The 22,519-nt window shown below is 70.3% G+C and carries 17 protein-coding genes and 1 tRNA gene; 6 read left to right on the top strand and 12 right to left on the bottom strand.

Features of this window, described 5'->3' with window-relative positions; all coding sequences use genetic code 11:
* Positions 1 to 43: 43 nt before the first annotated feature.
* Entirely contained in the window at positions 44 to 1,402 is a 1,359-nt protein-coding gene (locus tag ACFYO5_RS01195) for a pyridoxal phosphate-dependent decarboxylase family protein (protein WP_388702793.1), read from the top strand.
* Complete coding sequence (locus ACFYO5_RS01190) at positions 1,399 to 2,817, top strand: lysine N(6)-hydroxylase/L-ornithine N(5)-oxygenase family protein (RefSeq protein WP_388702791.1); 1,419 nt, start codon at positions 1,399 to 1,401, stop codon at positions 2,815 to 2,817. Before ACFYO5_RS01195 ends, ACFYO5_RS01190 begins: the two co-directional genes overlap by 4 nt.
* Positions 2,818 to 2,882: 65 nt before the next feature.
* Here ACFYO5_RS01190 and ACFYO5_RS01185 read toward each other — a convergent pair whose 3' ends face one another.
* The gene (locus ACFYO5_RS01185; RefSeq protein WP_388702788.1) at positions 2,883 to 4,688 is read right to left on the bottom strand and encodes a bifunctional metallophosphatase/5'-nucleotidase; all 1,806 of its coding nucleotides are present in this window, start codon (positions 4,686 to 4,688) and stop codon (positions 2,883 to 2,885) included.
* A 191-nt stretch (positions 4,689 to 4,879) separates the two neighbouring features.
* On the opposite strand from ACFYO5_RS01185, the gene ACFYO5_RS01180 reads away from it, so the two are divergent.
* Positions 4,880 to 5,575, top strand: coding sequence for an SIMPL domain-containing protein (locus tag ACFYO5_RS01180; RefSeq protein WP_388702785.1), 696 nt, complete (start codon positions 4,880 to 4,882; stop codon positions 5,573 to 5,575).
* A gap of 155 nt (positions 5,576 to 5,730) precedes the next feature.
* On the top strand, positions 5,731 to 7,167 hold the full coding sequence (gene pyk / locus ACFYO5_RS01175; RefSeq protein ID WP_388702783.1) for a pyruvate kinase: 1,437 nt from the start codon (positions 5,731 to 5,733) through the stop codon (positions 7,165 to 7,167).
* Between the two features lie 12 nt (positions 7,168 to 7,179).
* On the opposite strand, the gene ACFYO5_RS01170 is transcribed toward pyk, so the two are convergent.
* Positions 7,180 to 7,965: a helix-turn-helix domain-containing protein gene (locus ACFYO5_RS01170; protein ID WP_388702781.1), complete on the bottom strand. Its 786-nt coding sequence runs from the start codon at positions 7,963 to 7,965 to the stop codon at positions 7,180 to 7,182.
* 80 nt (positions 7,966 to 8,045) lie between these two features.
* A tRNA-Leu gene (locus ACFYO5_RS01165) sits at positions 8,046 to 8,128 on the bottom strand.
* Positions 8,129 to 8,229: 101 nt separating this feature from the next.
* Here ACFYO5_RS01165 and ACFYO5_RS01160 point away from each other — a divergent pair.
* Positions 8,230 to 8,886, top strand: a complete 657-nt coding sequence (locus ACFYO5_RS01160) for an ANTAR domain-containing response regulator (protein WP_388702778.1) — start codon at positions 8,230 to 8,232, stop codon at positions 8,884 to 8,886.
* 98 nt (positions 8,887 to 8,984) lie between these two features.
* Here the strand turns inward: ACFYO5_RS01160 and ACFYO5_RS01155 are convergent, their stop codons facing one another.
* The 9 genes from ACFYO5_RS01155 to ACFYO5_RS01115 form a co-directional block, all read right to left on the bottom strand.
* On the bottom strand, positions 8,985 to 9,701 hold the full coding sequence (locus ACFYO5_RS01155; protein ID WP_388702776.1) for an ABC transporter ATP-binding protein: 717 nt from the start codon (positions 9,699 to 9,701) through the stop codon (positions 8,985 to 8,987).
* On the bottom strand, positions 9,698 to 10,597 hold the full coding sequence (locus ACFYO5_RS01150; RefSeq protein ID WP_388702774.1) for an ABC transporter ATP-binding protein: 900 nt from the start codon (positions 10,595 to 10,597) through the stop codon (positions 9,698 to 9,700). Before ACFYO5_RS01150 ends, ACFYO5_RS01155 begins: the two co-directional genes overlap by 4 nt.
* Before the next feature lie 5 nt (positions 10,598 to 10,602).
* Positions 10,603 to 12,426: a branched-chain amino acid ABC transporter permease gene (locus ACFYO5_RS01145; RefSeq protein WP_388702772.1), complete on the bottom strand. Its 1,824-nt coding sequence runs from the start codon at positions 12,424 to 12,426 to the stop codon at positions 10,603 to 10,605.
* A 5-nt stretch (positions 12,427 to 12,431) separates the two neighbouring features.
* Positions 12,432 to 13,364 carry a branched-chain amino acid ABC transporter permease gene (locus ACFYO5_RS01140; RefSeq protein ID WP_388702770.1) on the bottom strand — a complete coding sequence of 311 codons (933 nt, stop codon included), beginning with the start codon at positions 13,362 to 13,364 and terminating at the stop codon, positions 12,432 to 12,434.
* A 110-nt stretch (positions 13,365 to 13,474) separates the two neighbouring features.
* Positions 13,475 to 14,701: a branched-chain amino acid ABC transporter substrate-binding protein gene (locus ACFYO5_RS01135; protein WP_388702769.1), complete on the bottom strand. Its 1,227-nt coding sequence runs from the start codon at positions 14,699 to 14,701 to the stop codon at positions 13,475 to 13,477.
* A 288-nt stretch (positions 14,702 to 14,989) separates the two neighbouring features.
* On the bottom strand, positions 14,990 to 15,481 hold the full coding sequence (locus tag ACFYO5_RS01130; RefSeq protein WP_388702767.1) for a Tat pathway signal sequence domain protein: 492 nt from the start codon (positions 15,479 to 15,481) through the stop codon (positions 14,990 to 14,992).
* Between the two features lie 125 nt (positions 15,482 to 15,606).
* Entirely contained in the window at positions 15,607 to 15,987 is a 381-nt protein-coding gene (locus ACFYO5_RS01125) for a hypothetical protein (RefSeq protein WP_388702765.1), read from the bottom strand.
* A gap of 165 nt (positions 15,988 to 16,152) precedes the next feature.
* Positions 16,153 to 16,635, bottom strand: coding sequence for a PaaI family thioesterase (locus tag ACFYO5_RS01120; RefSeq protein ID WP_388702763.1), 483 nt, complete (start codon positions 16,633 to 16,635; stop codon positions 16,153 to 16,155).
* Between the two features lie 68 nt (positions 16,636 to 16,703).
* Positions 16,704 to 18,983 (bottom strand): FdhF/YdeP family oxidoreductase, encoded by a 2,280-nt coding sequence (locus ACFYO5_RS01115; protein WP_388702760.1) that lies wholly within the window; start codon positions 18,981 to 18,983, stop codon positions 16,704 to 16,706.
* A gap of 468 nt (positions 18,984 to 19,451) precedes the next feature.
* Between ACFYO5_RS01115 and polA the strand changes: the two genes are divergently transcribed.
* Entirely contained in the window at positions 19,452 to 22,178 is a 2,727-nt protein-coding gene (polA, locus tag ACFYO5_RS01110) for a DNA polymerase I (protein ID WP_388702758.1), read from the top strand.
* The last annotated feature ends 341 nt before the right edge of the window (positions 22,179 to 22,519 follow it).

The following is a 22,519-nucleotide window of genomic DNA, read 5'->3' as shown; positions in this document are numbered from 1 at the left end:
TAACCACCGACAAACTGGGACTCCCCGCCCTCCGGAGGAGCCCATGCGCACGCCGCCCCTCGCCTCAGGCCCCGAAGGCGCGGCCGCCCTACGGCCGTTGCTCGCCACCGTCCTCGACGCGCTGGAAGCCGGTGCCCGCGCCCGCGGCGGCCCCCTGCCCGCGGGCGGCCCCGACGCGGTGGCCGCCAGGCTGCGCGCGGCCGTCGGGGAGGTCCTGCCGGAGCGGGGCGACCCCGCCGCCCCGCACACCCTGATCCGTGCCCTGGCCGAAGGCTCCGCCGACCCCGCCCACCCGCTGTGCGCCGCGCACCTGCACGGCCCGCCCCTCGCCGTCGCGGCCGCCGCCGACCTGGCCGCGAGCGTCCTCAACCCGTCCCTCGACTCCTGGGACCAGGCCCCGGCCGCCTCGGAGCTGGAGGCGCTGGTCACCCGCGCGCTCGCCGCCGAGGCGGGCCTCGCGGACGCCCTCGTCACCACCGGCGGCACCGAGTCCAACCACCTCGCCCTCCTCCTGGCCCGCGAACGGCTCGGCGCCGGCCCACGCCTCGTGCACGGCGCCAACGCCCACCACTCGCTGCCCCGCGCCGCCTGGCTCCTCGGGCTGCCCGAACCTGTCGTCGTGCCCGCCCCCGCCGGCACCCTCGACCCCGTCGCCCTCGACGAGGCCCTCACCCGCCTGCCCGGCCCGCTGCTCGTCGCGGCCACCGCCGGCACCACCGACGCCGGGCTCATCGACCCCCTCCCCGACATCGCCGCCCGCTGCTCCGCACACGGCGCCCGACTCCACATCGACGCCGCCTACGGAGGCGGCCTGCTGTTCAGCGACCGCCACCGCGCCCTGCTCACCGGCCTCGACGCCGCCCACACCGTCACCCTCGACCTGCACAAACTCGGCTGGCAGCCGGCCGCCGCCGGCCTCCTCGCGGTCCGCGACGCCGACGACCTCACCGCCCTGCACCAACGCGCCGACTACCTCAACGCCGACGACGACACCGAGGCGGGCCTCCCCGACCTCCTCGGCCGGTCCCTGCGCACCACCCGCCGCCCCGACATCCTCAAGATCGCCGTCACCCTCAAGACACTCGGCCGCACCGGCCTCGGCGCCCTCGTCGACCAAGTCTGCGCCCAAGCCCAGCAGTTCGCCGCCCTGGTCGCCGCCGACCCCGCCTTCGAGCTGTACGACACCCCCACCCTCAGCACCGTCCTCTTCCGCCCCACGGGCGCCGACGACGAGACCGTGGCCCTGATACGCCGCCGGCTCCTCACCGAAGGCCGCGCCGTCCTCGGCCGGGCCCGGCCCGACGGCCGGCTCTGGCTCAAGACCACCCTCCTCAACCCCCACACCCGGCCCGACGACCTGGCCGCCCTCCTGAAAACGGTGGAAGGACACACCCCCGCATGAACACCCCCGCCCACCAGGCCCCCGACGCCCCCCGCTCCCTCGTCGGCATCGGCATCGGCCCCAGCAACCTCTCCCTCGCCGCCCTCGCCCAGCCCCTCGCCGAACTCGACGCCGTCTTCTACGAACAGCGCCCCGCCTTCCACTGGCACCCCGGCCTCCTCATCGACGGCGCCCGCGTCCAGGTCCCCTTCCTCGCCGACCTGGTCACCCTCGCCGACCCCACCAGCCCCTGGACCTTCCTCAACTACCTCAAGACCCACGAACGCCTCTTCCCCTTCTACTTCGCCGAACGCTTCCACACCCACCGCGCCGAGTACGACGCCTACTGCCGCTGGGTCGCCGAGAGCCTCCCCGCACTGCGCTTCGGCCACCAGGTCGACGCCGTCCGCTGGAACCCCCAGAACGACGTGTTCGAGGTCGACCACACCCAGCTCGACGCCGACGGCCAAGCCCAGGCCCTCGGCCGCACCCACACCAGGAACGTCGTCCTCGGCATCGGCACCGAGCCCTACGTCCCCGACCCGCTGCGCCCCCTCACCGACGCCCCCGGCGTCCCCGTCCTGCACGCCTCCGACTACCTCGACCACCGGGCCGCCCTCCTCACCGCCGGCCATGTCACCGTCGTCGGCTCCGGACAGTCCGGCGCCGAGGTCTTCCTCGACCTCCTGCGCCACCGCCCCGCCGGCCGCGAACGGCTCCACTGGATCGGCCGCACCGAGGCCTTCGCCCCCATGGAGTACTCCAAACTCGGCCTCGAACACTTCACCCCCGACCACACCCGCTACTTCCACGCCCTGCCCGAGAACGCCCGCAACCACCTCGTCGACGCCCAGTGGCAACTCCACAAGGGCATCGACGCCGACACCCTCGCCGCCATCCACGAGGAGCTGTACCGCCGCACCCTGCACGGCGGCTGGCCCGACACCGTCCTCACCCCCGGCGTCCGCGTCCGCACCGCGGGCCGCATCGCCACCACCAAGATCGAACTCCATCTCGAACACATCCGGCAGAACACCCGCAGCCGCCTCACCACCGACGCCGTCGTCCTCGCCACCGGCCACCGCGAACGCCCCCTGGACCGCGTCCTCGCCGGACTCGACCCCTACCTCCGCCGGGACAGCGCCGAACGCCCCCGCGTCGACGAGCACTTCCGCCTCGTCCTCGACCCGTCGGTGACCGGCTCCGGCTGCCACGTCTACGTACAGAACGCCGAACGCCACACCCACGGCGTCGGCGCCCCCGACCTCGGCCTCGCCGCCTGGCGCAGCGCCACCATCCTCAACACCCTCACCGGCAAGGAGAACTACCCCCTCCCGCGCCGCACCGCCTTCACCACCTTCGGCCTCGACCCCCAGCCCCACATCCCGCCGGCCCGCCGGCCGTCCACCCTCACCCCCCTCCTCGAAGGCCGCTGACCGACGACGAAGGGGCGGTGGGAGACCCTCCCCACCGCCCCCGCGTCCGCGCCGGAACACAACCGCTAGAACACCGGCGTACCGTTGCGCGTCAGCCTCCAGTCCACCGACGCGAAGTCCTTCGGGTCCAGCACGCCCTTCGCCGTCGCCCACTCCGAGATCCGCGTCCGGATCTCCGTCGACTCCGCCCACAGCTCCCGCGCCGACGCCACGTGCGGGAAGGCTCCACCGCCGTTGGCCCGGTAGTTGTTCACCGCCAGCACGAACTGCCGGGCGTCGTCCAGCGCCACCCCGCCGTACGTCAGGTTCTTGATCCGCGAGCCGGCCGGCTGCGCGATGTCGATGTCGTACGACAGCCCCGACACGTAGTCGTAGTTGTAGTCCGGACGGCCGCCGGCGTTCGTCAGCCTCTCCACGTCCACGACCGCGTCCGCCGCCGTCTGCACGAAGTACTCCGCCGAGTACTCCAGGTACGCCCGCATCTGAGCACCCGTCATCAACTTCGCGACCAGCGTGTTGTCGTACACGTACAGACTCGACAGGTCCCGGATCGTCACGTCGCCGGCCGGGATCTCCGAGGTCCGCGAGAACGGCGACGCCTGCGCGATCACCGGCAGGGACGCGTACGCCGTCCCCGCCAGGGCCGCCTTCACCACGTCCTCCTGCACCTTGGTGATCAGGTCGATGATCGGGGCGTCCCGGTAACGGGCCTCGACCGTGGTCAGCGTCTCGGTCGCCGTGCCGACCACCTGGTTGACGTACTCCACGACCTTGGCGTGCTCGTCGGACAGCAGCTCGGTGATCTTCGGGTCGTCGGCGACCGAGCTGGAGTTCAGCACCGACGCCGCCACCGACTCGACACTCCAGCGGCCCTTGGCGAAGACCAGCTCGATGTCGAACAGCGACAGCCGCTCGGCATAGGCCAGCGGCTCCGACAGCACGACCGTCCTCCCGGTCTTCGCGTTGACGACCTTCAGCTCCGGGATCTCCACGTGCGCGTGCCCGACCAGGATCGCGTCGATCCCCGGCACCTGCTGCGCCACCAGCGCCGCCGAGTTCTCGACGTACGGCAGCTGGTCACCGTACGACGACGTGCCCGAGGAGCCCGAGTGCGCCGACACGACGACGACGTCCGCGCCCATCGACCGCAGCTTCGGCACCCACTTCGCCGCCTGCTCCTCCAGACCCGGGAAGGTCAGCTTCCCCTGCACGTACGCCTTGTCCCAGATCGCGATGCCCGGATTGGTCAGGCCCAGCACCGCCACCTTCACCGGCGGCGCGCCCTTCACACAGAACGTCTTCATGAAGTACGGCGGGAACGCCGGCTTCAGCGTCCTGGCGTCCAGCGCGTTCGCCCCGAGCAGCGGGAAGTCGCACTGCTCCTCGAACTTGCGGAGCGTCTCGATGCCGTAGTTGAACTCGTGGTTGCCGAGCGCCACCGCGTCGTACCCGATCGCGTTCATCGCCTGCGCCATCGGGTGCACCGGACCACCCTTGGCGGTGATCGGGTCCACCTTGGCGTAGTAGTACGTCAGCGGCGTGCCCTGGATCGTGTCACCGGCGTCCAGCAGCAGCGTGTTCTCCCGGCCCCGCTCCGCACGGATCCCGTTCACCAGGGTCGAGATGCGCGCCAGGCCCTGCGCGTTGCCCTTGGCGTCCGTGTACTCCGCGTCCTTGAAGTAGTCCCAGTTGAAGACATGCCCGTGCAGGTCCGTCGTACCCAGCACGGTCAGCGAGTACCGCTTGGCGGGCTTGGCCCGCTTCTCCGAGTTCGCCGCCTGCGCCGCCGGCGCCGCGACCGCGCCCGCGATCGCCACCCCCGCCCCGGTCACGGCGGACTTCTTCAGGAACTTCCGGCGGTTCAACGGCATGCTGTGCTCCTCGGGACGACCAATGACGCGCGTAGAACGAACGCGCGCGGACAGGGGCGCGCGCAGACGAACGCGCGTAGATTCTGACCCGCCCGCGGCGAACGACAACAGACCCCAGAGGTTTCGATCTGGTGACCGGACCTTCCCCGGACCCACCCCATAACCAAGTAAGGCCTGCCAGAGTGGGGCGTATGGCCACCCCCGCCGCCCACGGCACCCCGGACGCCCCCCTCCTCGTCGTCCGAGGCGAGAGCACCCTCGAGGTCGACCCCGAGATCGCCCGCCTCGGCATCACCGTCACCGCCCGCGGCCGCGACCGCCGCACCACCCTCGACGACCTCACCCGCCGCAACACCGAGGCCCTGAACCTGATCAGGTCCTACGGCGACGCCGTGACCGACGTGTCCACCGGCGCCGTCTCCCTCACCCCCGAACTCGCTCAGCACGGCCGCGGCGAACGCGTCCGCACCCACCACGGCCGCGTCCACCTCACCGCCGAGCTGACCGACTTCACCGCCCTCGGCGAACTCACCACCCGCCTCGCCGACCTCGACCTCACCTGGATCGACGGACCCTCGTGGGAGCTGCGCCCGGACTCACCCGTCCACCGCGAGGTCCGACGACAGGCGGTACGGGACGCCGTACGGCGCGCGACGGAGTACGCCGAAGCACTGGACACCTCGGTGGCCGCCCTGATCGAGCTGGCCGACACGGGCACCGAATCCGCGACCGGACGCCCCCGGAGCGCCTTCGGCCGCCGGGCCCTGCGGATGTCCGCCGCCGCCACGGAGGACACACCGCCCGAGCCCCTGGACCTCGAACCGCAGCGGATGCGGATACGGGCCGAGGTGAAAGCGCAATTCACGATGGTCCCCCCGCCCCTCTGAATTCACCCGTTCGAGCAAACCGGGCCACCGTGCGGATGCTCATCGGAGCGGCCGGCCGCACAATTCAACACTTGTCAACGGCGCTTCACCCAAAGGTGGTTGAGCGCTCACCTCCGCCGAATTCGCTACCGCCCGGTAAGCCATAGGCTCGTCTCATGCGCCGAGCCAAAATCGTCTGCACACTGGGCCCCGCCACCGACTCCTACGACCGGATCAAATCCCTGGTCGAAGCCGGAATGGACGTCGCCCGCCTCAACCTCAGCCACGGCGACCACGCAGAGCACGAGGAGCGCTACCGCCACGTCCGCCAGGCCTCCGACGAGACCGGCCGCAGCGTCGGCACCCTCGCCGACCTTCAGGGTCCGAAGATCCGCCTCGGCCACTTCGCGGAAGGACCCGTACTCCTCGAACGCGGAGACACCTTCACCGTCACCGTCGAGGAAGGCGTCACCGGCGACCGCCGGATCTGCGGAACCACGTACGCGGGCCTCGCCGAGGACGTGTCACCCGGCGAACGCATCCTCGTGGACGACGGCAAGGTGTGCCTGGAGGTCACCGAGGTCGACGGCCCCCGCGTCCACACCCGCGTCCTCGAGGGCGGCGTCATCTCCGACCACAAGGGCCTCAACCTGCCCGGAGTCGCCGTCTCGGTCCCCGCCCTCTCCAAGAAGGACGAGGAGGACCTGCGCTGGGCCCTGCGCACCGGCCTCGACGTCATCGCCCTCTCCTTCGTCCGCAGCGGCCGCGACATCCTGGACGTCCACCGGATCATGGACGAGGAAGGCCGCCGCCTGCCCGTCATCGCCAAGGTGGAGAAACCGCAGGCGGTCGAGAACATCGACGACATCGTCGCCGCCTTCGACGCAATCATGATCGCCCGCGGCGACCTCGGCGTCGAGATGCCCCTGGAACAGGTGCCCATCGTCCAGAAGCGCGCCATCAAGCTGGCCAGGCGCAACGCCAAACCGGTGATCGTCGCCACCCAGATGCTCGACTCGATGATCGAGAACTCCCGCCCCACGCGCGCCGAGGCCTCCGACGTCGCCAACGCCGTCATCGACGGCACCGACGCCGTGATGCTCTCCGGGGAGACCAGCGTCGGCAAGTACGCGGTGGAGACCGTCCGCACCATGGCGAAGATCGTCGAGGCCGCCGAGGAGGACATCCTCGCGGCCGGCCTCCCACCCCTCACCGAACGGAACAAGCCCCGCACCCAGGGCGGCGCCGTCGCCAGGGCCGCGGCCGAGATCGGCGACTTCCTGGGCGCCAGGTTCCTCGTCGCCTTCACCCAGTCCGGCGACACCGCCCGCCGCCTGTCCCGCTACCGCTCCCCGATCCCCCTCCTCGCCTTCACCCCGGAACCGGCGACCCGCTCCCAGCTCAACCTCAGCTGGGGCGTCGAGACGTTCCTCGGCCCGCACGTCGACTCCACGGACGCGATGGTCGACCAGGTCGACGACCTGCTCCTGCGATACGGCCGCTGCGAGAAGGGCGACGTGGTGGTGATCACGGCCGGCTCACCGCCCGGAGTCTCCGGCTCCACGAACCTGGTGCGCGTACACCACATCGGGGAGGACGACAGTCCGGAATAGGGGCTGGTCGGGTCAGTGCTTGGGACCTACGTGGGTGTCGAGCAAGGCTACGTGCGCCTTCTTGGCCACGGAGATGCTGTAGGGGTTTCCGTCGCGGAGGCAGTGTGTCCACTCGACGCTCAGCTTTTCCAGGGTGTCGGTGAAGAGTCGCCGAATGTCGTCGGAGACGTTGGTGAAGAAGTACCGGGGGTATTCGTAGCGTTTCCGCTCGCCGGCCACGATGCGCGTCGTCCAGTTGGTGATGCGGCATCCGTCGGAGTGGATGAGGCCCCGGATCAGTTGCCAGGGGTGAGCGTCGACGATGGCTTGCTGCCAGGGTTCGAGGACGATTGGCCGCTCGTGTTTCCTGCCGGGACCGTGCTGGGGGAACAGGCACCAGAGGTGCTTGGAGTAGAACTTCACCTCGTGGCAGCCCTTCCGGGACACCCGGCAGACCGAGTTCCTAGAGAAGACTGACCGCATGGCTTGCTCGCATTCGTCCATGAGTCCGGGATGAGCATCGGCGCAGGAGATGGACAGGCTGGGGACTCGCATCGTGCGGTTCTGGACGATGTGGCCGTCGCCGAGGTAGAGGCCAAGGAGGTAGCAGTACGCCAGGGAGTTCAATTCGCCTTCGCATCGCGGGCATGGCGGTTGGACGCGTCCGGGACACTCGCCGCGCTTCGCGCGATCCATGTACTTCCAGTAGCTGACTGTGCCCAAAGGGATGTTGAACTGGCGGGCCACGTCAGCGTTCCTACTACCGTTGCGCAACAACGTGACGGCAGTCTGTCGCACCTGGGCGCTGTGGATGTTCATGGGAACACTTTGCGTGACAGGTAGTGACCATACGCAGCAAAAAGCGGAGGATCGCGCGAACGTGATCCTCCGCTTATCAGTGCCGGGTGCGGGACTCGAACCCGCAAGCCCTCTCAGGCAGATGTGTTTGAGACATCCGTGTATGCCATTCCACCAACCCGGCAGGCCTGGCTGTTGGGAAGCATACCGGGTCACCGTAGTTGCCCGCCGCTAGGTAGGCTGCATAAGCAGCAGTACCTGCCCGGCCCGCAACAAGGAGCCCCCGTGACCGCCCCCGAGTCGCCCCAGCCCGTAGACGCGCCCGACGAGGTCCAGTCGCACGTGCCTCCGCTGACGACCCGTGTCGTCATCGCCGAGGACGAGGCGCTGATCCGCCTCGACCTCAAAGAGATGCTGGAGGAGGAGGGCTACACCGTCGTCGGCGAGGCCGGTGACGGCGAGCAGGCCGTCGAACTCGCCCGTGAGCACAAGCCCGATCTCGTCATCCTCGATGTGAAGATGCCCAAGCTGGACGGCATCTCCGCCGCGGAGAAGATCGCCGAGGAGCGCATCGCGCCCGTCCTGATGCTGACCGCCTTCTCCCAGCGCGACCTCGTCGAGCGCGCCCGTGACGCCGGTGCCATGGCGTACCTGGTGAAGCCGTTCAGCAAGAGCGACGTCGTCCCGGCGATCGAGATGGCCGTCTCCCGGTTCACGGAGCTGCGCGAGCTGGAGAACGAGGTCGCGGACCTCACCCTGCGTCTGGAGACCCGCAAGCTCGTCGACCGGGCGAAGTCGATCCTCCAGACGGAGTACGGGCTGACGGAGCCGGCCGCGTTCCGGTGGATCCAGAAGACGTCGATGGACCGGCGGATGTCGATGCAGCAGGTCGCCGAGGCCGTGATCCAGGACGCGGACGAGAAGAAGGCGTCCAAGGGCTAGGCGACGCCCCCCCCCGCATTCACGAAAGGGCCCGCGCCCCCGGTTCGACCGGGAGGCGCGGGCCTCTTCGTGCGCGGGTGAGGGCTGGTGCCGGGGCCTCAGTCCTCGCCGAGGTAGGCCTTGCGGACCGACTCGTCGTGCAGGAGGTCCCGGCCCGTGCCGGAGAGCACGATCTTGCCGATCTCCATGACATGGCCGTGGTCGGCCAGGGAGAGGGCGGCCTGGGCGTTCTGTTCGACGAGCAGGATCGTCGTGCCCTGGGACTTCAGCTCGGCGATGGTCGCCATGATTTTCTGCATCATGATCGGGGAGAGACCCATCGACGGTTCGTCCAGCATGAGCAGCTTCGGCTGCGACATGAGCGCGCGGCCCATCGCCAGCATCTGCTGCTCACCGCCGGAGAGGGTGCCCGCGGCCTGCTTGCGGCGCTCGCCCAGGATGGCGAAGAGGTCGTAGGCGCGCTGGATGTCCTTCTCGATGCCCGCCTTGTCGCTGCGCAGGAATGCGCCGAGCCGCAGGTTGTCCTCGATCGTCATGCGGGGGAAGATGTGCCGCCCCTCGGGGGAGTGGGCGAGTCCCAGGGAGACGATCTGGTGGGCGGGGACCTTCTTGAGCGAGCGGCCGTCGAACTTGATCTGGCCGCCGACGGGCTTGAGGAGTCCGGACAGGGTGCGCAGCGTGGTGGTCTTGCCGGCGCCGTTGGTGCCGATGAGGGTGACCACCTCGCCGGCGTCGACCTTGAAGGAGATGCCCTTGACGGCTTCGATCTTGCCGTAGGCGACCCGGAGGTCCTCGACTTCGAGCAGTGCGGTCATCGGTCGTTCTCCTTGGCGGGCGCTGCGTCCGTCGTGGTCTTGGCCTGTGTCTCGGCGGCCTCCACTTCGGCGACTTCCTCGGCGCCGGGCGCGTCCTCGAAGGGTTCGCCGAGGTAGGCGGCGATGACGCGTTCGTCGCCCTGGACGGTGGCGCTGTCGCCCTCGAGGAGTTTCTCGCCCTGGACGAGGACGGCGACGCGGTCGCACAGGTTGAAGATGAACCGCATGTCGTGCTCGATCACGAGGACGGCGATGCCCTGGTCGCGGATGGCGAAGACCAGTTCCTCCGTCACCCGCGTCTCCTGCGGGTTCATGCCGGCGGTCGGTTCGTCGAGGAGCAGCAGGCCGGGTTCGCTGGCCAGGGCTCGTGCGATCTCCAGCTTGCGCTGCTCGCCGTAGGGGAGGTTGCGGGCGAGGTGGTCGGCCTTGTTCGCGAGGCCGACGAACTCGAGGAGTTCCATGGCGCGTTCGCGGGAGGATGCCTCGGCCTTGTGGAAGCCGGGGCCGCGCAGGATGGCGGACCAGAAGCCTTCCTTGGTGCGGGTGTGGCGGCCGACGAGCACGTTTTCCAGGACTGTCATGTTGGCGAACAGGCGGATGTTCTGGAAGGTGCGGGCGATGCCGGCGGCGGTCACCTTGAAGGACTGGGGCGGCAGGACGTTGCCCTGGAAGCGGACCTCTCCCTCGGTGGGGGTGTAGAGGCCGGTGAGGCAGTTGAAGAAGGTGGTCTTGCCGGCGCCGTTGGGGCCGATGAGGCCGACGATCTCGCCGCGGTTGACGGTGAGGTTGACGTCACGGACGGCGGTGAGGCCGCCGAAGCGCATGGTCACACCGCGGGCGTCGAGGACGGGTTCGCCGACGGGTGCCGTCTTGGTGGTGGTGTCGGTGGTGGTCATCGTGGTCAGGCCCCTGCCTTCGTGAGGACGGTGGGTGCTTCCGCGTCCTCGTGGAACTCGAGCTGGCGGCGCCGGTTGGGGATGAGGCCCTCGGGGCGGAAGCGCATCAGCAGGATGAGTGCGAGACCGAAGGCGAAGAGCTGGTAGTCGCCGAGGAACTGAAGCTTGTTCGGGATGAGGAACAGCAGCGAGGCGCCGATGAGGGGGCCGCCGATGGTGCCCATGCCGCCGAGGACGACCGCGGCGAGGAGGAAGGCGGAGTTGGGCGGGATGGCGCCGGCGAAGACGTACTGCTCGGGGGTCACGGTGTAGGTGACGTGTGCCTGGACGGTGCCGGCGAGGCCGGCGAGGGAGGCGCCGACGGCGAAGGCGATGAGCTTGACGCGGAAGCCGTTGATGCCCATGGCGAGGGCGGCGGTCTCGTCCTCGCGGATGGCGACCCAGGCGCGGCCGATGCGGGAGTCACCGCTGCGTCGGAACACGGTCACGACGACGGCGGTGATGATGAGCATGAGGAAGAAGTAGTTGGCGAAGCGGCCGATGCTGAAGCCGCCGATCTCGTGGGCGGTGCCGAAGTCGAATCCGAGGATGTCGAGGTTGGGGATGGAGGAGACGCCGTTGGAGCCGTTGGTGATGTCGGGTCCTGAGGTGCCGTCGAGGTTGTTGGCGGTGATCCGGAAGATCTCTCCGAAGCCGAGGGTGACGATGGCGAGGTAGTCGCCGCGCAGTCGCAGGGTCGGAGCGCCGATGAGGACGCCGAAGACGAGGGAGGCGCCGGTGCCGACGAGGGCGGCGGCCCAGAACGGGAAGTGGACGTCGAAGGGGGAGTTGGGGGAGCCGGAGACGAGGGAGGCGGCGTAGGCGCCGACGCCGAGGAAGGCGACGTAGCCGAGGTCGAGGAGGCCGGCGAGTCCGACGACGATGTTCAGGCCGAGGGCGACGGTGGCGAAGATGAGGATGTAGACGCCGACGGTCGCGTACTGGTCGTCGGTCTGGGTGAAGGGGAACAGCGCCGCGGCGACGAAGGCGCCGCAGACGGTGATGTTCTGGTGCCGGGCGGTGATCTGGGCTGCCTGGGCGACGAGGCCGGACTTCTGGAGGGCGGCGAAGCCGAAGCCGGCGGTGATGAGGAAGCCGACGAACAGTTCGTCGTACTCGGTGCCGATGCCGTAGGTGAAGACGGTCAGTCCGAGGGCGAGTACGGCGACGATGATCAGGATCTCGGCATACGAGGGGAGCTTGCCGACGGGGCGGGCCGTGCCGGAGGCGAACGCCGCCTTCACGGTGGTCCACTGGTGGGCGGCCTGGTGCTTGCGGTGCTCCCACGAAGAGTCGTCGGGGTCGATCGGGTCGGGCTCGGGGTGCTCGAAGGGCAGGGCGAGGGCGCCGAGGAGGGCGGCGAGGCTGCCGAGGGCGACGAGGTAGCCGCCGATTTCGAGGTTGACTACGCCGCCGAGCTTCGTGCTGATCGCGATGACCGTGTACCAGCTGGTGGCGAAGGTGGCGAGGGCGGCGAACTTTATGGCGCCGTCGGCTCCGGCGGGGGTGAGCCAGCCGAGACCCTTGATGCCGTAGGAGGCCAGGGCGAAGAGGGTGGTGAGAGCGCCACCGATGAGGACGAGGACCTGGAGGCCGCCCGGGTAGCCGTAGACGGTCAGGTCGCCGGGGAAGGCGGAGGTCCACGTCCAGGCGAGGAAGGTGGAGACGATGGTGAGGAGGGCGCCGCCGGTGGCGAGGGCGCGGGCGATGTTCTCGGGGATGCCGATGAGGCCGGCCCGTGTGGGGGCGGTTCCGCCGAGTGCTTCGGGTGTGGTGGTCTGTGTCGTCATCGGTGTCACGCCCTGTCAGCGACGCGCTCGCCGAGCAGGCCCTGGGGCCGCAGCAGGAGCACGAGGATGAGGAGTACGAAGGCCCAGACGTCGGCCCAGGCGTTGCTGCCGAACTGGCCCATGCCGGGGATGTCGGCGATGTAGGCGGTGGCCAGGGTCTCGACCACGCCGAGGACGACGCCGCCGATCATGGCCCCGTAGATGTTGCCGATGCCGCCGAGCACGGCCGCGGTGAAGGCCTTGAGCCCGAGGAGGAAGCCCATGGTGAAGCTGATCTGGCCGTACTTCAGGCCGTAGGCGACGGCGCCGACGGCGGCGAAGGTGGCGCCGAGGGCGAAGGCGACCACGATGATGCGGTCGGTGTTGACGCCCATGAGCTTGGCGGTGTCGGGGTCCTGGGCGGTGGCCTGCATGCCGCGTCCGGTGCGGGTCTTCATGACGAAGTAGCCGAGGAACGCCATGCTGATCGGGGCGGCGACGAGGAGGAAGACGTCGCCGGTCTGGATCGTGACGCTGCCGATCTCGAAGGGTCCGCCGTCGATCTGGGGGAAGACGCGGGCGGACTTGGCCTCGGGGTACCAGGCCCAGACGGCCTGCTGGAGGGCGAGGGAGAGGCCGATGGCGGTGATGAGCGGGGCGAGGCGTGGGGCGTTGCGCAGGGGCCGGTAGGCGAACCTCTCCGCTCCCACGGCGATGGTGACGGAGACCATCACGGCGCCGACGAGCATCAATGGCAGGGCGATCGCCATGGAGGTGCCGTCGGGAAGTATGTAGAGGTAGACCGTCAGAGCGCCGAACGCTCCGGTCATGAAGATCTCGCCGTGGGCGAAGTTGATGAGCTGGACGATGCCATAGACCATTGTGTAGCCGATGGCGACAAGCCCGTACATGGATCCCAGTAGCAGGCCGTTGACCAGCTGCTGCGGCAGTTCGTTCACCGCATGTCCTCCGAGACGGTTCGGATGTTTCGACGGGGGGCCGGATGTGAGTCCGCGCGGGGCGCCAGTGGAACAGCGCCCCGCGCGGCTCTGAGTGGTGCGGGTGTGGGTCAGCCGGTGTAGGTACCGGACTTGACGGCCTTCCAGGCACCGTTCTCGACGGCGTAGACGGTGAGCTGCTTGTTGGTGGCGTCGCCGTACTCGTCGAAGGAGACCTTGCCGGTCACGCCGTCGAAGGAGACGTTCTGGACGGCGGCGGTGACCTTGGCGCGGGCGTCGTCGGGGAGCTTGCCGTCGTTGTCGTCGACGACCTTCTTGACGGCCTCGATGATCGCCCAGGCGGAGTCGTAGGAGTAGCCGCCGTAGGCCGCGTACTCCTCCTTGTAGCCGGCCGCCTTGTAGTTGGCCACGAACTCCTTGGCCGAGGGGAGCTGCTCGACCGGGGCGCCGACGGAGGTGGCGAGGTCGCCGGTGGCGTCGGTGCCGGCCAGCTTGATGAAGGTCGGGTCGAAGATGCCGTCGCCGCCGACGACCGGGATCTTGGCCCCGGCGGCCTTGATCTGCTTGCTGAGCGGGCCGGCCTGCGGGTACTCGCCGCCGTAGTAGACGACGTCGGCGCCGGAGTTCTTGACCTGGGTGGCGACCGCGGAGAAGTCCTTGGAGTCGGGGTTGATGTGCTGGGTGCCGGCGATGGCGCCGCCGAGCTTCTTGAACTCAGCGGTGAAGGTGCTCGCGAGGCCGGCGCCGTAGGTCTTCTTGTCGTCGATGACGAAGACCTTCTTCTTCTTGGCGTCGTTGAAGACGTACTGGGCGGCGAACGGGCCCTGGATGGCGTCCGTGGTCGCGGTGCGGAAGTACGACGTGTAGGTGCGCTTCTTGCTGGTCGCCCAGTCGGTGCCCTGGGTCAGCGCGGGGTTGGTGTTGGCCGGGGAGATCTCGACGAGTTTGGCGTCGTCGAAGACCTTCTGCATCGACTCGGCGACCGAGGAGTTCAGCGGGCCGACGACGCCGAGGACGCTCTTGTCGGCGACGAGGGCGGTGGCGTTCTGCTGGCCGGCCGAGGGCTGCGCCTGGTCGTCCTTGGCGATGACCTTGAAGGTGACGCCGTCGACGTACTTCTGCTTGTTGGCCGTTTTGGCGGCGAGGTCGACGGAGTTCTTGATGCCGAGGCCCAGCGCGGACAGGTCACCGGTCAGCGGGGCGTCGACGCCGATGGTGACGGTGGTGCCGCCGCTGTCGGAGCCCTTGTCGTCGCTGTCGCGCGAGCCGCAGGCAGTGAGGGTGAGTGCTCCCGCGGACAGCGCAGCGGTGATGGCGATGAGCGAACGTTGACGCACGTTCCAGTCCTTTCCGTGGGCGGCCCTCCCCCCTGGAAGAGGCCGAGTCGATCGCTGCGGCCGAAGGGGTATTCCAGCTGCGCGGTGACTGGCCGTGACTCTAAACGGGTGAAGGTAACGCGGAGGAGGCTCTGGCCCATGCTGTGACTCTCTTGTTATGACACGAGGTAATGCAGAGCGGTGCTGAGAGGGCGGAACCGTGGAATTAAGGCTGATTCGCCCTGTCCGCATGGTGAGAATCCGCAGGACGGGCCCTGATGGTTTCAGGCGTCTCAGGCGTTTTGGTGATTACGAGATTTCGTTGCTACAGGCGACTTGTAGGGCCTGGGAGAGGTCCTGTGCGTACCGGGAGCCGAGGATGAAACTGTGCTCCTGGATTGCGCGCGCATTACGCAGAGTTACGTCCAGGAAAGGGAGCCCGGCATCCGCCGGCACTTTTCCGCAATCCGTCACGTGCATCGTGACGACGATCTTGGCGGTGGAGCCCGCTTCCGTGCGGAAAGGTGCTCGCGGCGCCGACGTCAGGGCGATTCCGTCGTACGGCTGCGCCAGCCGCGTCGTCGTGACCGGCGGGCCCGAATCCACACTGAGCAGCACCTCCAGCGCGAACGTCCGGGGCCGGGTGCCCGCCGGCACCGGAAGCGGCCCCAGATACTCGACGTCCACGACCTGGGAGGGGAACGGCGGCTTGGGAGCGGCCTGTTGACGCTCCTGCGGCCGGGTCGCCCAGAGCAGACCGGCACCGGCCAGGAGGACGACGGCCGTCAGCGCCCCGAGCACTACGCGACGGTGACGACGCCCGTGGAACAGGACCGGCCGGGCGCGCGGAACGCCCGTTCCCCGGGCGTCCCCGGCCTGCCGTGCGCGCGTACCCTCGCCCGGTTCGACGGGGCCGACACCGCCGCTCACTGCCACGGACCCGCGCCCGGACCGCCGGAGCGGTACCAGGCGACACAGCCCGCACGCGACTGACGGCTTATCAACTCGCCCGCCGCCCGCGCGCCCTCACGCCTCTCCTCGGCCCTCGCGGCGTCCACGACCGACCGCAGGATCTCGTACTGGCCGTTGGAGAGACCCATGGACTGGTAGTCCCCGTACGTGCCGCCGTCCAGCACCTCGCGCGCCCAGTGGGCGACGATCCGGGCGCACAGCACCTCGGGGGGAGTGACGGAAGGCGAGGGAGTGCCCCGCGCGTCCGTGGCGCCGGAACCGGCGCACGCCGTCGCCAGCAGGCCCGCCCCCACGGCCGTCCCGAGCCGCCGTGCCGTCCCGAGTCGCCGTGCCATTCCGAGCCGCCGTGCCCTCGGGGGTCGTGCCGCCGACCCGGGCCGTCGCACCGCCCCCGGCCGGAGGGGCCCTCCCGTTGTCATGCCCCGACGCTAGGCCGCGGAGGCGGCGGCGGGCAACGGGGCGGGGCGGACGGGCTGGCCGGGGAGAGGGCGTCGGTGGTCTCAGCCGGCCGCAGGCGCGGCGTCGCCCGGGTTCACGTCCCGCAGCAGACACGTCAGCCGTGCCGTGCACACCCGCTTGTCCGCCTCGTCGCTGATCACGATCTCGTACGTCGCCGTGGTCCGGCCGCGGTGCACGGGTGTGGCCACGCCCGTGACCAGGCCGGAGCGGGCGCCGCGGTGGTGGGTGCAGTTGAGGTCGACGCCGACGGCGAGCCTGGAGCTGCCGCCGTGGAGCATGGCGCCGACCGAACCGAGTGTCTCGGCGAGCACCGCCGAGGCACCGCCGTGCAGGAGTCCGTACGGCTGGGTGTTGCCCTCGACCGGCATCGTCCCGACGACCCGCTCGGCGGACGCCTCGACGATCTGCACCCCCATGCGGGTGCCCAGGTGCCCGGCGGAGAAGAGGGCGCGCAGGTCGACGCCGAGCGCCGCGTACTCGTCGATGACCTCTTGCGGGAACTTCACGTGCTGCTGCTCGCCCATCGGAACCTGCTCCGTTCGTCGTGACCCGTGTCGTGACCAGTACGGTGACCGTGCTGCTGAGCAAACGCTCAGTCGGTCGCCGATTGTTCCAGACGGACGACGACGGACTTGCTCGCCGGGGTGTTGCTCGTGTCCGCGGTGGCGTCCAGCGGCACCAGGACGTTGGTCTCCGGGTAGTACGCCGCCGCGCAGCCCCGCGCCGTCGGGTAGCGCACCACCCGGAAGCCGGGCGCCCGTCGCTCGACGCCGTCCCGCCACTCGCTCACCAGGTCCACGTACGAGCCGTCGGCGAGGCCGAGCGCCTCGGCGTCCTCGGGGTTGACGAGGACGACCCGACGGCCGTTCGTGATGCCCCGGTAACGGTCGTCCAGCCCGTAGATGGTGGTGTTGTACTGGTCGTGCGAGCGCAGCGTCTGGAGCAGCAGGCGGCCGGCGGGCAGCTGCGGGAACTCGACCGGCGCGGCGGTGAAGTTGGCCTTGCCGGTGGCCGTGGGGAAGCGACGCTCGTCGCGCGGGGCGTGCGGCAGCGCGAAGCCGCCGGGGTGGGCGACGCGCGCGTTGAAGTCCTGGAAGCCGGGGATCACGCGCGCGATGCGGTCCCGGATCGTCGCGTAGTCCCTCTCGAACTCCTCCCACGGCACCCGGCTGTCCTCGCCCAGCACCCGGCGCGCCAGCCGGCACACGATCGCCGGCTCCGACAGCAGGCGCGCGCTCGCGGGCGCCAGCCGGCCCCGGGAGGCGTGCACCATGCCCATGGAGTCCTCGACGGTCACGAACTGCTCGCCACCGCCCTGCACGTCGCGCTCGGTCCGCCCGAGCGTCGGCAGGATCAGGGCACGCGCGCCCGTGACGACATGCGAGCGGTTGAGCTTCGTCGACACGTGCACGGTCAGCCGTGCCCGCCGCATCGCCGCCTCGGTGACCTCCGTGTCCGGGGAGGCGGACACGAAGTTGCCGCCCATGGCGAAGAAGACCTTCGCCTCCCCGTCCCGCAGCGCGCGGATGGCCCGTACGACGTCGAAGCCGTGCCGGCGCGGCGGCGCGAAGCCGAACTCCCGCTCCAGGGCGTCCAGGAAGGCCGGGGCCGGACGCTCGAAGATGCCCATCGTGCGGTCGCCCTGCACGTTCGAATGACCGCGCACCGGGCACACGCCCGCGCCCGGACGGCCGATGTTCCCGCGCAGCAGGAGGAAGTTGACCACCTCGCGGATGGTCGGCACGGAGTGCTTGTGCTGGGTGAGGCCCATCGCCCAGCACACGATGGTGCGCTCCGAGGCGAGGACCATGCGCAGGGCCTCCTCGATCTCCGCGCGCGTGAGCCCCGTCGCGGCGAGCGTCTCGTCCCAGTCGGCGGCACGCGCGGCCGCGGCGAACTCCTCGTAGCCGTGGGTGTGCTCGGCGACGAACCCCTCGTCGACCGCACCCTCCGTCTCGAGGATCAGCTTGTTGAGGAGACGGAACAGGGCCTGGTCGCCGCCGAGGCGGATCTGGAGGAAGAGGTCGGTGAGGGCGGCGCCCTTGAGCATGCCCTGCGGGGTCTGCGGGTTCTTGAAGCGCTCCAGGCCTGCCTCGGGCAGCGGGTTCACGCTCACGATCCGCGCGCCGTTGGCCTTGGCCTTCTCCAGGGCGGAGAGCATGCGCGGATGGTTGGTGCCCGGGTTCTGACCGGCGACGATGATCAGGTCGGCCTGGTAGAGGTCCTCCAGCAGGACGCTGCCCTTGCCGATACCGATCGTCTCCGTGAGGGCCGAACCGGACGACTCGTGGCACATGTTGGAGCAGTCGGGCAGGTTGTTGGTGCCCCACTCGCGCGCGAACAGCTGGTAGAGGAACGCGGCTTCGTTGCTCGTACGGCCCGAGGTGTAGAACACGGCCTCGTCGGGAGAGGCCAGGTCGGCCATCTCCTCGGCGATGATGTCGAAGGCCCGCTCCCAGGAGACCGGCTCGTAGTGCTCGCCGCCCTCCGGGAGGTACATCGGGTGCGTGAGCCGGCCCTGCTGGCCCAGCCAGTAGCCGCTCCGGTTCGCCAGGTCGGCGACCGGGTGCGCGGCGAAGAACTCCGGGGTGACCCGGCGCAGGGTGGCCTCCTCGGCGACGGCCTTCGCGCCGTTCTCACAGAACTCCGCCGCGTGCCGGTGGTCCGGCTCGGGCCAGGCGCAGCCCGGGCAGTCGAAGCCGTCCTTCTGGTTGACCCGCAGCAGCGTCAGCGCGGTCCGCCTCACACCCATCTGCTGCCGCGCCATCCGCAAGGTGTGCCCGATGGCCGGCAGCCCCGCCGCCACGTGCTTCGGCTCGGCGACCTGCGGCGCGTCCTGGACCGGGTCCGCCTTGGGCGGCTTCGTTGCCATCGCGGCGCTCCTTCACTGGCACGGGTGACCACTCCCACCGATCCTCGCACGCGGCACCGACACGGCGGGCGGACGGGCGGACGGGCGCCGAGGGGGGTGGGGGCGGCGGCCGCGCGGTGGTGGGGCTGTTCCGCGAACAGTCGGCCGCCTCCCCGATGCCGGTGCCGGTGCCGGTGCCGGCCTGATGGGTGCCGTGCCGCACGGGCCGCCGACGCCGACCGGGCTCCCGCCGGGGGACTCGGAGCGAACGACCCACGCTGCCCGGTTGCCCGGTTGCCCGGTGCCGCACGGTGCTCCCCAGCGTTGGGGGCTCGGTGGCGATGGGGGAGGGGCCGTGGGGGTGGGGGCTCGGTGGCGTCCGTGCAGTCGCGGTGACCGATCGTGGCCGGGTGCCGTCCCGAACCGCCGTCCGACCGCCGGAGGCTCACGTGGGTCGGAGTGTCAGTGGGGCGTGGCAGGATCGGGGGCGTGGCAGAAACAGCATCGAAGAAGACCGAGAACACCTCCGGCGCCGACCGGCCCCGCCTGATGCTCATGGACGGGCACTCGCTGGCCTATCGCGCGTTCTTCGCGCTGCCCGCGGAGAACTTCACCACCGCGACCGGCCAGCCGACGAACGCGATCTACGGCTTCGCGTCGATGTTGGCGAACACGCTGCGTGACGAGGCGCCCACGCACTTCGCGGTGGCCTTCGACGTCTCCCGCAAGACGTGGCGATCCGAGGAGTTCACCGAGTACAAGGCGAACCGTTCCAAGACCCCGGACGAGTTCAAGGGCCAGGTCGAGCTGATCGGTGAGCTGCTCGACGCGATGCACGTCTCGCGGTTCGCGGTCGACGGGTTCGAGGCCGACGACGTGATCGCCACACTCGCCACCCAGGCCGAGTCCGAGGGCTTCGACGTGCTGATCGTCACCGGCGACCGGGACTCGTTCCAGCTCGTCAGCGAGCACACCACGGTGCTGTATCCCACGAAGGGCGTCTCCGAGCTGACCCGCTTCACCCCGGAGAAGGTCGTCGAGAAGTACGGCCTGACGCCCGCCCAGTACCCCGACTTCGCGGCACTGCGCGGCGACCCGTCGGACAACCTCCCCGGCATCCCGGGCGTCGGCGAGAAGACGGCCGCGAAGTGGATCAACCAGTTCGGTTCCTTCGCGGACCTGGTCGAGCGGGTCGACGAGGTCAAGGGCAAGGCCGGGCAGAACCTCCGCGACCATCTGGAGTCCGTCAAGCTCAACCGTCGTCTGACGGAGATGGTCCGCACCGTCGAGCTGCCCAGCACCGTCCACGACCTGGAGCGCGCCCCGTACGACCGCACGGCCGTCGCGATGGTCCTGGACACCCTGGAGATCCGGAACCCGTCGCTGCGTGAGCGGCTGCTGGGCGTCGACCCAGGCGCCCAGGAGGCCGAGGCGACCCCGGCCGCCGCCCCCGGCGTGGCACTGGACGGCACGGTGCTGGGCACGGGCGAGCTGACCGGCTGGCTCACCGAGCACGGCGGCGAGGCCCTCGGCGTCGCCACCGTCGACACGTGGGGCCTGGGCACCGGTTCGGTCGCGGAGGTCGCGCTCGCCGCGGCGGGCGGTCCGGCCGCCTGGTTCGACCCGTCGGAGCTGGACGAGTCCGACGAGAACACGTGGGCCGCCTGGCTGGCCGCCGAGGACCACCCCAAGGTCCTGCACAACGTCAAGGGCGCCATGCGCGTCTTCGCCGAGCACGGCTGGAGCGTCGCCGGCGTCTCCATGGACACCGCCCTCGCCGCCTACCTGGTCAAGCCGGGCCGCCGTTCCTTCGACCTCGACGCGCTGTCGCTGGAGTACCTGGGCCGCGAGCTGGCCCCGCCCGCCGCGGCCGACGGCCAGCTCGCCTTCGGCGCGGACGACAGCGCCGAGGCCGACGCCCTGATGGTGCAGGCCCGCGCGATCCTCGACCTCGGCGAGGCCTTCCGGGGCCAGCTGGAGGAGGTCGGCTCGGCGGACCTCCTCCAGGACATGGAGCTGCCCACCTCCGCTCTCCTCGCCCGTCTGGAGCGGCACGGCATCGCGGCCGACCGCGCCCACCTGGAGGCCATGGAGCAGATGTTCGCGGGCGCCGTCCAGCAGGCGGTGAAGGAGGCGCACGCCGCCGCCGGACACGAGTTCAACCTCGGCTCGCCCAAGCAGCTCCAGGAGGTCCTCTTCGGTGAGCTGGGCCTGCCGAAGACGAAGAAGACCAAGACCGGTTACACGACGGACGCCGACGCCCTGGCCTGGCTCGCCGCACAGACGGACAACGAGCTGCCGGTGATCATGCTCCGCCATCGTGAGCAGGCCAAGCTCCGCGTCACCGTCGAGGGCCTGATCAAGACGATCGCCGCCGACGGCCGCATCCACACCACCTTCAACCAGACGGTCGCCGCGACCGGCCGCCTGTCGTCCACGGACCCGAACCTCCAGAACATCCCGGTCCGCACGGACGAGGGCCGGGCGATCCGGCGCGGGTTCGTCGTCGGCGAGGGCTTCGAGTCCCTGATGACGGCCGACTACAGCCAGATCGAACTGCGGGTGATGGCACACCTCTCCGAGGACGCGGGCCTCATCGAGGCGTTCACCTCCGGCGAGGACCTGCACACCACGGCCGCCTCCCAGGTCTTCGGCGTCGAACGGGACGCCGTGGACGCGGAGATGCGCCGCAAGATCAAGGCGATGTCGTACGGCCTGGCGTACGGCCTGTCGGCGTTCGGCCTGTCCCAGCAGCTGAACATCGACGCGGGGGAGGCCCGCGCGCTGATGGACGCCTACTTCGAGCGCTTCGGCGGTGTGCGGGACTATCTGCGCCGGGCGGTCGAGGAGGCACGGGCGACGGGCTACACGGCGACGCTCTTCGGACGCCGCCGCTATCTCCCCGACCTCAACAGCGACAACCGTCAGCGCCGCGAGGCGGCCGAGCGGATGGCCCTCAACGCCCCGATCCAGGGCACGGCGGCGGACATCGTCAAGATCGCCATGCTCAAGGTGGACGCGGCCCTGCGGAAGGCCGACCTGAGGTCCCGCATGCTCCTCCAGGTCCATGACGAGATCGTCCTGGAGATCGCCCCCGGCGAGCGGCCGGCCGTGGAGGAACTCGTCCGCCGCGAGATGGCCGGCGCGGTCCACCTCAGGGCGCCCCTGGACGTCTCCGTGGGCGCGGGCCCCGACTGGGAGTCGGCGGCCCACTGACCACAGCACGCGCTCCAGAGGGACCCTGCCGGACGTGGCGGGGTCCCTCCTCTTCCCGCGCCGCCTGGTCGGCGCCGTTTCCCGCCGCCTCCCGCGCTGCCTGGTCGACCGTCGCCGCCTCGGACCGTCCACGCCGCCGTGCCGGTTCGCGCGACCGCTCGCCCCCCGCCGCACCCGCCCGGCCCGTCTGCTCGTGCGACCCCCGCCGCTGGACTCGCCGTGGCCCGTCTGCTTGTGCTGCTCCCGCCGCTGGACTCGCCGTGGCCCGTCTGCTTGTGCTGCTCCCGCCGCTGGACTCGCCGTGGCCCGTCTGCTTGTGCTGCTCCCGCCGCTGGACTCGT

The organism is Streptomyces sp. NPDC006259 (assembly GCF_042870975.1).
Taxonomy (GTDB): domain Bacteria; phylum Actinomycetota; class Actinomycetes; order Streptomycetales; family Streptomycetaceae; genus Streptomyces.
Note: the sequence above shows the minus strand (reverse complement) of the source record. Positions and strands in the feature narration are given on the sequence as shown.

Excerpts from the sequence above, each read along its gene's own strand:
- ACFYO5_RS01190 (WP_388702791.1), top strand. The coding sequence starts at position 1,399 with ATGAACACCCCCGCCCACCAGGCCCCCGACGCCCCCCGCTCCCTCGTC.
- ACFYO5_RS01125 (WP_388702765.1), bottom strand. The coding sequence starts at position 15,987 with ATGGCACGGCGACTCGGGACGGCACGGCGGCTCGGGACGGCCGTGGGG.
- ACFYO5_RS01145 (WP_388702772.1), bottom strand. The coding sequence starts at position 12,426 with ATGACGACACAGACCACCACACCCGAAGCACTCGGCGGAACCGCCCCC.
- ACFYO5_RS01180 (WP_388702785.1), top strand. The coding sequence starts at position 4,880 with ATGGCCACCCCCGCCGCCCACGGCACCCCGGACGCCCCCCTCCTCGTC.
- ACFYO5_RS01195 (WP_388702793.1), top strand. The coding sequence starts at position 44 with ATGCGCACGCCGCCCCTCGCCTCAGGCCCCGAAGGCGCGGCCGCCCTA.
- ACFYO5_RS01170 (WP_388702781.1), bottom strand. The coding sequence starts at position 7,965 with ATGAACATCCACAGCGCCCAGGTGCGACAGACTGCCGTCACGTTGTTG.
- ACFYO5_RS01185 (WP_388702788.1), bottom strand. The coding sequence starts at position 4,688 with ATGCCGTTGAACCGCCGGAAGTTCCTGAAGAAGTCCGCCGTGACCGGG.
- ACFYO5_RS01150 (WP_388702774.1), bottom strand. The coding sequence starts at position 10,597 with ATGACCACCACCGACACCACCACCAAGACGGCACCCGTCGGCGAACCC.
- ACFYO5_RS01115 (WP_388702760.1), bottom strand. The coding sequence starts at position 18,983 with ATGGCAACGAAGCCGCCCAAGGCGGACCCGGTCCAGGACGCGCCGCAG.
- ACFYO5_RS01120 (WP_388702763.1), bottom strand. The coding sequence starts at position 16,635 with ATGGGCGAGCAGCAGCACGTGAAGTTCCCGCAAGAGGTCATCGACGAG.
- pyk (WP_388702783.1), top strand. The coding sequence starts at position 5,731 with ATGCGCCGAGCCAAAATCGTCTGCACACTGGGCCCCGCCACCGACTCC.
- ACFYO5_RS01155 (WP_388702776.1), bottom strand. The coding sequence starts at position 9,701 with ATGACCGCACTGCTCGAAGTCGAGGACCTCCGGGTCGCCTACGGCAAG.